The organism is Veillonella seminalis, assembly GCF_003992065.1.
In the GTDB taxonomy this organism is placed as follows: domain Bacteria; phylum Bacillota; class Negativicutes; order Veillonellales; family Veillonellaceae; genus Veillonella_A; species Veillonella_A seminalis.
In genome coordinates, this window is record NZ_RQUZ01000001.1 from 81,249 (window position 1) to 93,558 (window position 12,310).

The following is a 12,310-nucleotide window of genomic DNA, read 5'->3' on the forward strand; positions in this document are numbered from 1 at the left end:
ATGGCGGAAGCGCGCATTCCGCCTCATAGTATTGAAGCGGAGAAAGCCGTCCTCGGTGCTTTGTTGACTGAGAATGATATATATGATTCTGTCAGTAATATCGTAAATCGCAATGACTTTTATCGCGATGCTCATCGGATTATATATGAAGCTATTGAAAATATAGTGCGTCGCGGTAATCGCCGCGTTGATATGGTACTTTTAACCGAAGAGCTGACGCGCATGAAAAAGCTGGATGAAGTAGGCGGCATTAATTATATTGCCGAACTCACTAATGATTCCATGGCGGCTTTTAATGTGGAAGATCATGCTCGGATTGTGTATGAGAAGGCGACCTTGCGTCGCCTTATTGATACGGGTAACCGCATTGTGGGCGAAAGCTATGAAGGGACTAAAACCGTGCCGGATATTTTGAATGATGCGGAAAGCAGCATTTTGAATGTGACCGGTGCGGTTAAAGGAGAAAAAGCCTTTGTCAGCCTTGGTGATGCACTGGTTGAGAAAGTGAAATATATCGGGGAATTGCAAAAGTACGGTGACAGTTTAATCGGGATTTCTACGGGTTTTAAAGATTTGGACGAAATAACCAACGGGTTACAGCGATCAGATTTAATATTGATAGCCGCTCGTCCGGCTATGGGGAAAACGGCTTTCACTTTGAATTTAGCTTATAATGTGGCCATCAAAGGGAAAGGATCAGTTGCATTTTTCTCTCTGGAAATGTCGGCTGCTCAGTTAGTTGGTCGTATATTGTCTTCGGCTACGGGCATTCCTTCCGAACGCTTGAAAACCGGGCGCTTGTTACCGGATGATTGGCCAAAATTAATTAGTAAAGTGGAAGAATTAGGTGAATCTAAGTTATTTATTGATGATACACCGGGACTTACTGTTCAAATGATGCGTTCGAAACTGCGACGGTTGAAGGTGGAACAGGGTCTGGATCTTATTATTGTCGATTATGTGCAGCTCATGACGGGTCGCAATGGCGGAAATAGTGATAATCGTCAGCAGGAGATTTCCGAGATTTCGCGAAATCTTAAATTAATAGCCCGTGAGATGGATGTACCTTTGATTGCTTTGTCACAGCTCAGTCGCGGTGTTGAATCGCGTACCGACAAACGACCGGTGCTTAGTGACTTGCGTGAATCGGGGTCATTGGAACAGGACGCGGATATTGTAGTCTTTTTATATCGTGATAAGTACTACAGTAAAGATGAAAATCAAGAAGACGTAACGGAAGTTATCATTCGTAAACATCGTAACGGCGCATTAGGCACGGTTAACTTGTTATTCCAAGGGGAATATACACGATTCCGCGATATCACTATGCGTACCGACGAGATGTAGGGAGGAACTGTATGAAACGCTGGGGACGAACTGTATTGGCAATGGCTATTGGGGTAACGTTGGCAGGCGGTACCGGCCTTACCGGAACGCAAGGCTTTAGAGCTGATGCAGCCGGTGTAGTTGATATATTATTGGGCGGTACGTTGGCTATGGTGGAGGTTAATTCAGAGTTATCACGTATGGATGATACGGCTGAAGGTCAACAGCAAATGCTTCAAGAACGTCAGAAAAGTACCGGGTACTATGATAATTATTCTTATCAGGATCGAGCTAAGCGAATTTTTGAAAGCTTGACTGATACCCCGGATGTAAAACGTACCTATGTTGTGTATGTAACGCCGGAAGAAGATGCTAATGCGGCTATGAGTCTTGGTCGTGTTATGTCTATCAATAAAGGGCTTATGGATATGATGGATGATGCAGCCATTGCGTCCGTAGTAGGTCATGAAATCGGTCATGGAGAAAATAAGGATGCTATTCGCGGCCTTCGCAAAAGCGTGGCTTTGCAGACTGCGGTCGGTGCAGCTACCGCTAATTCAGGCGGTCTTAGTGTACTCCTCGGCAATGTGGCCGGTAACTATGTAAATCAGCAGGTTTTCAGTGTAACGCAGGAAAAAAATGCCGATGAATGGGGCTTTAAACTCTTGGCGGATGCCGGTTATAACGTAGGTGCCGCCGCTGTAGCCATGGCTGTCTTGCGCGATAAGTACGGTGATTTGTATACGGATGGTTTGGGTCAGATTGTGAATCCGAATAATCATCCTAAGATGAGTCAGCGTATTTTGGATCATTTAAAGCGTTTGGAAGAATTCTCCGGTAAGCATGTGAGTGTTACCGATGATGTAGTATATGTAAATAAGAAGCCGGTGTATACCGGGGAACCGATAGGTCAATATACGGGCGCTATGCGTGCGTATTTGGTAGCGGGCAAATTGGCACGTTATTATCATGACAATAACGTCAATACACCAACGGTCCAAGAAAATCAGGTCTGGATGAACGGTTCGTCCTTGGTCACATTGAGTTCGTCTGAAAAAGCGGCTGAAATGGAACAAGCTTTAGCGACGGCGATTGATTCTAAGAGCAGTAAGAAAGTAAAAGCTGACGATAAGAAGAATAAAGTCGACAGCAAAGCTAAAGTTGATAAAGAAAATAAAACTAAATAATATTAATAAAAGTTGTAACCGGCACGCCTGTCAAACATAGTTTGGCAGGCGTGTTTTTATACAATAAAATGCAAAAAAAAACTAAAATCAGGCTGAAAAATACTAAAAATATTATGAGAAATGCCATAAAATAAGGGGTGCAATTTCGACCTGAAATATGAAAAATGTTTGATTTATACGTTTTAGAGTAGACAAATATAGTAATAAAACAGAAAAATTATGGAAAAAATAGCGTAAAATTTTAAAAAATTCATCGTTCCTATTAGTAAAACGCATTCATGGATAAGACTAGTGATAACTAGCAGTTATGGCCTCCTATACCGTCAATTATTCGTCAAAAATGCCTTATCTATGCAGATTAAGTAATGGATTTTGGACGTTTTTAAGGCTTTGGAGTATTCAACAATCAAAAACCCTGTGCTATAATGAACTTGTCTTTAAAAGGGAATAAGCGATTTGAGAAGGGGACCAAAAAACGTCAGTAATTAGGATTAAGGATTTCTTGAAGAGCTTGTTTCAGGTATATGTTTTCGGAAAAGAGGATTAGACAAATGGGAAACGTAGTAAAATTTAAGTATGAACAACTTGACCAACTTTTATTGGATGCTTTCATGAAATTTGGTTTCTCTGAAAAAGATTCTAAAATTATTCGTGACGTATTGTTGATGTCCGATATGTATGGTATTCAGAGCCATGGTATGCAACGTCTTGTTCGTTACCACAAAGGTATCGAAAAAGGTACAATCAAAGTTGATGCTCAACCTGAAGTTGTTTTCGAAACTCCTGTATCCGCAGTTATCGACGGTCATGACGGCATGGGTCAATTAAACGGCCACTATGCAATGGAATTAGCTATTAAAAAAGCTAAAGAATCCGGTGTAGGTATCGTTTCCGTACGTAACTCCAACCACTACGGTATTGCCGGTTACTACGCTAACATGGCTGTAGAAGAAGGCTTAATCGGCTTCTCCTGCACAAACTCTGAAGCTATCATGGTTCCTACATACGCTCGTAAAGCTATGTTAGGTTCTAACCCTCAAGCTTGGGCAGCTCCTGCTGAACCTTACAATTTCTTCTTTGACGCTTCTACTACAGTAGTAACTCGCGGTAAATTGGAAATGTACAACAAATTGGGTAAACAGTTACCTGATGGCTGGGCATTGAATAAAGATGGTAACCCATCTACTGATGCAGCCGACGTATTGAAAAACATCTCCGCTCATGTAGGCGGCGGTATCATGCCACTCGGTGGTAACACTGAACAATTAGGTTCCCACAAAGGTTATGGTAATGGTATGGTTGTTGAATTATTCGCAGCTATCCTTTCCATGGGCGGTACTTCCAACCATTGCATGAAAGACGGCAAATCCAATATCTGCCACGGCTTCATGGCAATCAACCCTGCATTCTTCGGCGATGCTGACGCTATTAAAAAACATTTCTCCACTTTCTTAACTGAACTTCGTGAAGCTCCTAAAGCTGAAGGCGAACCACGCATCTACACTCATGGTGAAAAAGAAGTAGAAGCAGTTAAAGACCGTGAAGAAAACGGTATCCCTGTAATCGACAAAACTATGACTGAAGTTTATGAACTTTGCGAATACTTAGGCCTTGACTTCAGCAAATACTTCGGCGATTACAAACCACCTGTAGCAGGCGATATGTTCACAGGCAACTATTAATAGACGGCCACCGGCCCCTGTTAATACGAGCCACCAACTCTCAGACTCTTAGTAATAATGCACCTAGCACATATAGCGCAATGTTTGACATTGTGCAGTTTAATAGGAAGGGCATAGCCTATTAAGCAGCAAGAATACAGCAGCCCGCACTCTAATCAGTGCGGGCTGTTTTGTTTGCTACTTGAAAAGAAAGCCTAAAATGAATACAATAATAAAATAGTTTTTAACCACATCATGGCAGATCGTGTTATGGGCTGTTGCAAGTGATATATGCAACAACCAAGGATTTGAATTGAGTTTACAATAATAAAGTGAACAGGTTTAATTAATAACTCTACATGATTATAATCTATTTGGTTATTGTGAAGTTGAGGCAAATATTGGAAGAAGGAGAGATTTGTATGAGTAAACAAGAAATCAACGGCGTATGTCCGTTTGATTGCCCCGATGCGTGTGGGCTTGTTTTGACAGTCGAAAACAATAAAGTTTTAAAAGTTAACGGCAATCCGAAACATGCGTTTACACGGGGAACTTTATGTCCGAAAATGGTTCATTATGAAGATACCATCCATTCACCGGAACGTTTACAAACACCTTTGAAACGCGTCGGCCCTAAGGGGAGCGGCGAGTTCGTGCCTATCAGCTGGGACGAAGCGGTGAAAACAATTGCACAGCGTTTTAAAGAAAGTATTGAAAAATACGGTGGTCACAGCATCATGCCGTATTCGTATGCGGGGACGATGGGGCTTATTCAAAAGGCGGCCGCTTTTCCGCTCTTTGCCCGTTTGGGTGCGGTGCGACATAATCGGGGGATATGTTCACCGGCTAAAACCTATGGTTGGCAAATGGTTATGGGTGATACATTCGGTACACGTCCGCAAGAAATGAGCCACAGCGATTTTGTAATTTTGTGGAGCCTTAATGCCTTGGCCACGGATATCCACATCATGTATGATGTAAATGCCGCTAAAGCTCGCGGTGCCAAGGTTTGGGTTGTCGACATTTATAATACCACTACTTGTACGCAAGCCGACGAAGTCATTATTACCAAGCCGGGAACAGACGGTGCGTTGGCATTGGGCATACTTCATATTTTAGAACGAGATAATTTGGTGAATCGTCAATTTATCGACAATTATGTTGTTGGTTTTGATGAATTAACCAAGGAAATATTACCGCAATATACGCCCGAAAAAGTATCGGCCATTACGGGTGTGCCGGCTGAACAGATTGAAAAATTGGCCCGTGCATACGGCATGGCGAAAGCTCCGTTTATCCGCTTGGGCAGCGGCCTTTCACGTTATGGCAACGGTGCTGCTACGGTAAGGGCTATTACTTGTTTGCCGGCTGTTGTCGGTGCCTATAAAAAATTGGGCGGCGGCCTTTTAAGTGATGCGAAGGGCAGTTTTTATGTGAACGATAAAATCATGTCTTGGGATGTTCACGCCGGTAAGGTGGTACCAACCTTTCCAATGGTGAAGCTGGGCGAAGTTCTTACAAAATCGGAAGAACCGATTCGCTGCCTCTATGTGTATTCATCGAATCCGGCCATTACGGCACCGGATCAGAACTTAGTGCGTCGCGGCTTGGCTCGGGAAGATTTATTCACGGTGGTACACGAACGATTTATGACAGATACCGCCAAATACGCGGATATTGTGTTGCCGGCTACGTCATCGGTTGAAGCGGATGATATTTATAATTCGTACGGTCATTATACGAGCGGTATCGGCTACAAAGCGATTGAACCGGTTGGTGAAAGTAAATCAAATTGGGATACGATTCGTTTGCTTGCCAAAGCCATGGGCATTACAGATCCGTTTTTTGACAAAACGGCCTTGGATTTAATTCATGATTTGTTGGATCAGTCGCCGAATGTACCGGACGAACTAAAAACGAAATTATTCAGCGGTGAACCGGTGGAAATGCCGGTGCCTGAAAATTATAAAATGAATTTCAAAACACGCTCCCGTAAGATTGAAATCTTGAATCCGGAACTTGCGGAACCTTTGCCTGTCTTTACGGCACCACACAGTGATACGGTGGCTCACGGCGAGTTTTCACTCATTAATGCACCGGATCTTCGCATTCTCGATTCATCGTTTAATGAACGGATTTTTGATAAAAATAAAACACTCATGGGTGCGTGGCTTAATCCGGCTGATGCGGCCTCTATCGGTGTTAAGCCCGGTGATATGGTAAAACTTTACAACGAGCAGGGCAGTTTGCAAATGCCGGTTCATATCGATGACGGTATTAGCCCGAAAACAGTGGTTTCCTATGGTGTATGGTGGCAACGCTATTCTTCGGATCCGAAGCACAGCATTAATGCATTAACCTCATCAAGACTCACTGATTATGCGGAAGGCAGCACTTTTTATGACGTAAAAGTGGATATTACACCGCTATAGGATACAAATGTCTCCATTTACAAAATAAAATGATGAGATAGTAAAATGTTAATGAGAATTGTCATCTTTATGAAAAAACGACAATTACAAAGAATATTCAATTAAAATGGGCATTCACAGGAATTTATTGGTTAGATTTTTTGATAGACATATTATGTTTGATATAAATTTATGCGAAAAAGTAATAGATAAATGAGGATAAATTTTAAGAATATATTTGTACAATATATAAAAACGTTGTATAATCTATGGCAAACCTATTTTAATTGAGAGAGGATGGGGACTATGAATACAGAAAATGTAAAATTAAGTAATCGGGCTTATATAGCTATAGGCTTGATGTTGTTCGCATTATTCTTTGGTGCGGGCAATCTGATCTTCCCGGCATCATTGGGACAACAGGCCGGGGTTAACGTGTGGTGGGCTGTCTTGGGCTTCATTGTGACAGGCGTAGGTTTACCGCTCCTCGGTGTTATGGCAATGGGCTATTCCGGCGCCAAAGATTTGCAGGCATTGGCCGGTCGAGTTCATCCGGCATATGGCTTTTTCTTCACGGTATTATTATATTTAACCATCGGACCGGCCTTCGCTATTCCGCGTACCGGTACCGTATCCTATGAAATTGCTATTCGTCCGTTCTTAGCAAACGGCGGTACTGACATGTCACAGATGATTTTCTTAGTAGTGTTCTTCGCATTATCGCTTTGGTTGTCCATCAACCCTGCCAAATTGGTAGACCGTATCGGTAAAGTGTTGACACCATTACTGTTACTCAGTATCTGTGCTTTGATTGTTAAATCCTTGGTTACACCAATGGGTGCTTACATGGGCGCTACCAAAGCGTACAGCACAGCCGGTGTGGCCGTAGTTCAAGGTATCCTCGACGGTTATAACACAATGGACGCCTTGGCTTCCTTGGTATTTGCTATTCTTGTAATCGACTTTGTAAAATTATCCGGTGCCAAAACTAAAGAAGAAGTAACAAGTGCTACTTTCAAAGCGGGCATCATCGCCGTTGCATGTCTTGGTTTTGTATACGTTTTCGTAGCAAATTTGGGGGCTACCAGTGTACAGCAACTTGGCCTTTTAGAAACAGGCGCACCGGTTTTGGCTGAAAGTGCCAAATATCTTTTCGGTGATATCGGTGCTTTAATTTTGGCCGTTATCGTACTATTGGCTTGTTTGACAACCAGTATCGGTTTGATCACATCTTGTGCTAAATACTTCCAACGTGTATTCCCGGCAATCGGTTACAAATCCTATGTCGTAATATTTACCGTTGTATCGTTCTTGATCGGTTTGTATGGTTTGAAAACAATCATCGTTGCCGCTATTCCGGTATTAATGTTCTTGTATCCGTTGACGATTGCCATCATTGCTTTGGCATTCTTGAATAATACATTCCAAGGTCGTCAGTGTGTATATGCTTGGACAATCGGTTTAACTTGTGTAGCTGCTTTTGTCAGCGGTGCTGAAACTGCCGGTGTCAGTCTTGGTGCTTTCGGTGAATGGTTCGCTACGTATGTACCGTTTCATGCGCAAGGTATGGGTTGGATCAGCTTCACTGTAGTCGGTTTCATTATTGGTTTCGTTCATAAAGCTTTGGTATCTAAACCTGAAGTAAATGGCGAAGAAAAAACTGCATAAGTGTTAGCGATTGATAGTGGGTCTTAACAGATTCGTAATAATCACATAGTGAAAGGCAGTTCCTGCGGGAACTGCCTTTTTTGTTTTTATTGCCGGCTTATCGGTTAAGAAGAACGGCATGCCGAAAGGTTTTTGTTATCCTTGTAAATAGTGTATAATAAACAGGTAAAGCCTGTGTCAAAATTGCATGAAGGAAGGTTTTAGCCTTTTAAAGTAGGATGCAATGTGCTGACATCGGGCAAGTAGCGTAAGTAGTATAGGAGGATATTTGTGATTTCGTTGCGTAGGAAGCCGTTGGCTGATTTGACAGCAGCGGCGGCGGAGAAAAAACTAACCAAAGCATTAAGTGCTTTGGATGTAACCTTATTGGGATTGGGTGTTATTATCGGGACCGGCATTTTTGTGCTTACCGGTATCGGAGCCGCTAATTATGCGGGGCCGGGTCTTATGTTATCGTTCGTTTTGGCTGCTATTACCTGTGCCTTTGTATGTTTGGCCTACGCGGAATTGGTAGCTATGTTACCTGTTTCGGGTAGTGCCTATACCTATACCTATGCGTCACTGGGTGAGTTCTTCGGCTGGTGGGTCGGCTGGGGACTGGTGCTGGAATATTCAGTCGGAGCCAGTGCGGTAGCCGGCGGTTGGTCGGCGTATTTGGTAGGCATCCTACATGCGGCCGGTATCGATTTGCCGAAAGCTCTGACGGCGGTGCCGTACGAAGGCGGTATCGTGAATTTGCCGGCTATGTTGGTCGTGTTGTTTGCCACAGCTCTTTTAGTACTCGGTATTCGCGAAAGTGCGAAAGTTAACCGTGTGCTGGTTTTAATTAAGGTCGGCACTATTTTCTTGTTCCTGTTCTTGGCAGCCCCTCATGTGGATCCGATTAATTGGGATCCGTTTTTACCATATGGTTGGCAAGGGGTAGCAGCCGGTACGGGGATTTTATTCTTCGCTTATCTCGGGGTTGACTCCATCGCTACGGCGGCGGAAGAAACAAAGAATCCAAAGGTGGATATGCCGGTGGGCATAATAGCCTCACTCGTTATCTGCACCGTTTTATATATTGCGGTCAGTGTTGTTATGACCGGCGTGGTACCGTATCAACAACTCGATACGGCGGCGCCGGCGTCCTATGTGCTGGAATATGTGGGCATGCGAGCCGGCTCGGCTATCGTCGGTACCGGTGCTCTTTGCGGTTTATCTACAGTACTTCTGGTTATGATTTACGCGCAGACACGTGCGTTCTATGCCATGAGCCGTGACGGTTTGATTCCGCGAAGCTTGTGTCGCATTCATAAAAAATTCCACACGCCGCATATTATCACCATGATTGTTGGTGTGGTGGTGTCACTGATTGCGGGTTTCACACCGATTCATATCGTAGCCGAAATGTGTTCCGCCGGTACCTTGTTTGCCTTCATGTGCTCCGCCCTCGGTATCATGGTACTGCGCCGTGTATATCCGGATATGAAACGCGATTTCCGCTGTCCGGCTGTGTATGTGGTAGCACCGCTCGCTATTATTTTCTGCGGTTTGGTGTTTTCACAATTGTCGGCTCATACAATTCAGCTTTTCGTCGGCTGGAGTATCCTCGGCTTCTTAATTTATATGGGGTACAGCCGTAAACACAGCGTGTTGGCAAAAAGCCGTCATGCCGGTGAGGAAGTAGCTGAAGGTGCTGTGTAATCTTTAGCCGTAAAGGTAAATGCGTTTGGCATCGGACTGATTGATACAATAAAATAGAGGATTTGAAGGTGCGCTGTGAGGATTTATGCTCATGGCGCATTTTTGCATTGTGTATTAGATATGGATGTTTGTCTGTAAATTTTTAAAAAATTGAAAATTAGTGCTTGCAATTAAAAAAATGTAGTGCTATTATAATGTACAACAATACGGAGTCAATGGACATGTATCGGAGAGATTTTCAGATATCGATTTTAATTAAGTGCGTGGCACTGAGAAATACTGTGGAAAGGAGGACGCATCATGTTAGGTTTTGTCGTGATTATTATTAGCTTGCTCATTATTATTGACATTATTATCGTCATTAGCCGTGAACAAAACTTAACAGACGTCGTCTTAAAAGTTTCCACAAATCATGGCCCTGAGCTCCCCTTGCTGAAAGGGTTGGCAAGCTAATAAAGAGCTTGGGCCGTAAACCGTATACCGTATACCGTATTTCGTATATTTGTGAGAGACAAAGAGAACATTTAGTTGGATATTTTTAAGACGATTCTTCGGAATCGTCTTTTTTTATTACAATCATCGAAGATTGACAATTTAACGGCAATTACAAATTGACATCATCATTTTTAATTAATTACCGAAAACTGAGATTTGGTTGGGAAAAGGAGCGAGAAACATGCGAAGTGATAATTTTTCAAAAGGTGTGGCGAGAGCACCGCATCGTTCATTGCTGAAGGCTTTGGGATTTGTGAACGAAGAAATCGGTAAACCGGTCATTGGCATTGCCAATTCGTTCAATGAGATTATTCCGGGGCACATGCATCTGCTCAATTTGGTGCAGGCCGTAAAAGACGGCATTCGCGAAGCCGGCGGAATTCCCATGGAGTTCAACACAATCGGGATTTGCGACGGCACAGCCATGAACCACATCGGCATGAAGTACTCGTTGGTGACACGGCAAATTGTAGCGGATTCCATTGAAGCTACGGCGATGGCTACACCGTTTGACGGTTTGGTATTCATTCCGAATTGCGACAAAATCGTACCGGGCATGTTGATGGCGGCGGCCAGATTGAATCTCCCAAGCGTATTCGTCAGCGGTGGGGCGATGCTGGCCGGTAAACATCAAGGTAAACGGATAGGCCTCAGCGATGTGTTCGAAGCGGTCGGTAAAGTTGAAGCGGGGCTAATGACAGAAGAAGAGCTCGCACAGCTTGAAGATGCGGCGTGTCCGACTTGCGGCTCCTGTTCCGGTATGTATACGGCGAACACCATGAACTGTTTAACGGAAGCACTTGGTATGGCGCTACCGGGTAACGGTACAATCCCGGCCGTATATTCCGAACGACTCCGCTTAGCAAAACGAGCGGGGCTTCAAGTGATGGAAGTGCTTAAAGCAGATTTAAGACCGCGCGATGTACTCACCAAGGGCGCTTTTGAAAACGCTGTAGCCGTCGACATGGTCTTGGGCGGATCGACGAATACGGCTTTGCATTTGCCGGCTGTAGCCCACGAAGCAGGCGTACCGCTCAGCTTGGATGATTTTAATCGCGTTGCCGAAAACACACCGCAGCTTGCTAAACTATCGCCGTCCGGTTCCTATTTCATTGAAGATTTGTATGCAGCCGGTGGTATTCCTGCCGTGCTTCATCGCTTGCAGGAAGCCGGGAAGTTACATGAAGAGGCTAAATCGGTAACATTGGTTACGCAAGGAGAACTCGCCAAGGTAGCCAAGGTGCTCGATGAAGATGTGGTGCATCCATGGTCGAATCCGGTATATGAAACCGGCGGTATTGCCGTTTTAAAAGGTAATTTGGCTCCGGACGGTTCAGTTGTCAAAGCGGGGGCCGTTGATCCGGAAATGCTGGTTCACAGCGGTCCGGCCAGAGTGTTTGATTCTGAAGAAGCTGCCTGCGAGGCTATTACGGGAAATCAAATTAAGAAGGGCGATGTGGTGGTTATCCGCTATGCCGGTCCGAAAGGCGGACCGGGGATGCCGGAAATGCTTACACCAACATCCACGATTACCGGCATGGGGTTCGGTAAGGATGTGGCTCTCATCACGGATGGTCGTTTTTCGGGAGCTACGCGAGGCGCTTCCATCGGACACATTTCACCGGAAGCGGCGGCCGGTGGACCGTTGGCACTGGTGCAGGAAGGCGATGTGATTGACATCGACATTCCAAACCGCAGCTTATCGGTTCGCTTGAGCGAAGCCGAAATGGCTAAGCGTCGAGCACAGCTTAAACCGCATGACTCCGGAGCTACCGGATATTTGAAGAAATATGCAACCTTCGTATCATCGACGGCTGAAGGCGCCATAGAAAAATATTAAGCACGGTGGTCGTGGGAAGCTACTGAGGCAGCAAGT

Annotated in this window: 8 protein-coding genes; all 8 read left to right on the plus strand. The window is 44.4% G+C overall.

The genetic code is table 11. The features are described from left to right. The gene (gene dnaB / locus EO126_RS00365; protein ID WP_006555341.1) at window positions 1-1,347 is read left to right on the plus strand and encodes a replicative DNA helicase; all 1,347 of its coding nucleotides are present in this window, start codon (window positions 1-3) and stop codon (window positions 1,345-1,347) included. Between the two features lie 11 nt (window positions 1,348-1,358). Further along, window positions 1,359-2,513 carry a M48 family metalloprotease gene (locus EO126_RS00370; protein ID WP_127006913.1) on the plus strand — a complete coding sequence of 385 codons (1,155 nt, stop codon included), beginning with the start codon at window positions 1,359-1,361 and terminating at the stop codon, window positions 2,511-2,513. Window positions 2,514-3,055: 542 nt separating this feature from the next. Continuing rightward, entirely contained in the window at window positions 3,056-4,195 is a 1,140-nt protein-coding gene (locus EO126_RS00375; RefSeq protein WP_374111559.1) for an Ldh family oxidoreductase, read from the plus strand. Between the two features lie 401 nt (window positions 4,196-4,596). Beyond that, window positions 4,597-6,606, plus strand: a complete 2,010-nt coding sequence (locus tag EO126_RS00380; protein WP_127006915.1) for a molybdopterin-containing oxidoreductase family protein — start codon at window positions 4,597-4,599, stop codon at window positions 6,604-6,606. A gap of 285 nt (window positions 6,607-6,891) precedes the next feature. Further along, the gene (brnQ, locus tag EO126_RS00385) at window positions 6,892-8,253 is read left to right on the plus strand and encodes a branched-chain amino acid transport system II carrier protein (RefSeq protein WP_127006917.1); all 1,362 of its coding nucleotides are present in this window, start codon (window positions 6,892-6,894) and stop codon (window positions 8,251-8,253) included. A gap of 270 nt (window positions 8,254-8,523) precedes the next feature. Continuing rightward, the gene (locus tag EO126_RS00390; protein WP_127006918.1) at window positions 8,524-9,939 is read left to right on the plus strand and encodes an amino acid permease; all 1,416 of its coding nucleotides are present in this window, start codon (window positions 8,524-8,526) and stop codon (window positions 9,937-9,939) included. Between the two features lie 300 nt (window positions 9,940-10,239). Next, complete coding sequence (locus EO126_RS10675) at window positions 10,240-10,392, plus strand: hypothetical protein (RefSeq protein WP_006555347.1); 153 nt, start codon at window positions 10,240-10,242, stop codon at window positions 10,390-10,392. 223 nt (window positions 10,393-10,615) lie between these two features. Continuing rightward, the gene (gene ilvD, locus EO126_RS00395) at window positions 10,616-12,274 is read left to right on the plus strand and encodes a dihydroxy-acid dehydratase (RefSeq protein ID WP_127006919.1); all 1,659 of its coding nucleotides are present in this window, start codon (window positions 10,616-10,618) and stop codon (window positions 12,272-12,274) included. Window positions 12,275-12,310 lie beyond the last annotated feature (36 nt).

Bases quoted from the DNA above. Each gene is read 5' to 3' on its own strand.
- EO126_RS10675 (WP_006555347.1), top strand. From the start codon at position 10,240: ATGTTAGGTTTTGTCGTGATTATTATTAGCTTGCTCATTATTATTGAC.
- dnaB (WP_006555341.1), top strand. From the start codon at position 1: ATGGCGGAAGCGCGCATTCCGCCTCATAGTATTGAAGCGGAGAAAGCC.
- ilvD (WP_127006919.1), top strand. From the start codon at position 10,616: ATGCGAAGTGATAATTTTTCAAAAGGTGTGGCGAGAGCACCGCATCGT.
- EO126_RS00370 (WP_127006913.1), top strand. From the start codon at position 1,359: ATGAAACGCTGGGGACGAACTGTATTGGCAATGGCTATTGGGGTAACG.
- brnQ (WP_127006917.1), top strand. From the start codon at position 6,892: ATGAATACAGAAAATGTAAAATTAAGTAATCGGGCTTATATAGCTATA.
- EO126_RS00380 (WP_127006915.1), top strand. From the start codon at position 4,597: ATGAGTAAACAAGAAATCAACGGCGTATGTCCGTTTGATTGCCCCGAT.